The sequence below is a fragment of the Halomonas sp. SIMBA_159 genome (assembly GCF_046536035.1).
GTDB classification, from domain to species: domain Bacteria; phylum Pseudomonadota; class Gammaproteobacteria; order Pseudomonadales; family Halomonadaceae; genus Vreelandella; species Vreelandella venusta_A.
Genome location: NZ_JAWJBT010000313.1, coordinates 1 through 294 on the forward strand (window position 1 = coordinate 1; position 294 = coordinate 294).

Genomic DNA, 294 nt, shown 5'->3' on the forward strand with positions numbered 1-294 from the left:
GTATAAACAAGAAGTGATTGGACGAATCCGTGAGAAGATTAAAATTAATTTTGAAGAAAAGCTAGATCAATTGGTGAGTAGTGGATTAGATCGCCTCTTCGGTACAAATAACCAATCAAGTGAAAATAACAGTACCCCTGCAGCGCCAACAACAGCGCCAACACCAACAAATCCAGCCCCTAAAACTCAGCCGCAGCCGCGGAGTGGAAAAGGTTTGTTTCGTAATAGTTGTTGCCCTTGTTGTGCTAGAGGATTAAGCAGGAGAGGATCTACTAGAACTAAAAATAGAAATGG

General features: G+C 41.8%; 1 protein-coding gene. It reads left to right on the forward strand.

Annotated features, from left to right (window positions below; translation table 11 throughout):
- On the forward strand, positions 1–294 hold a 294-nt coding region (locus tag R0J87_RS19435; RefSeq protein WP_498888299.1), incomplete at both ends, for a hypothetical protein.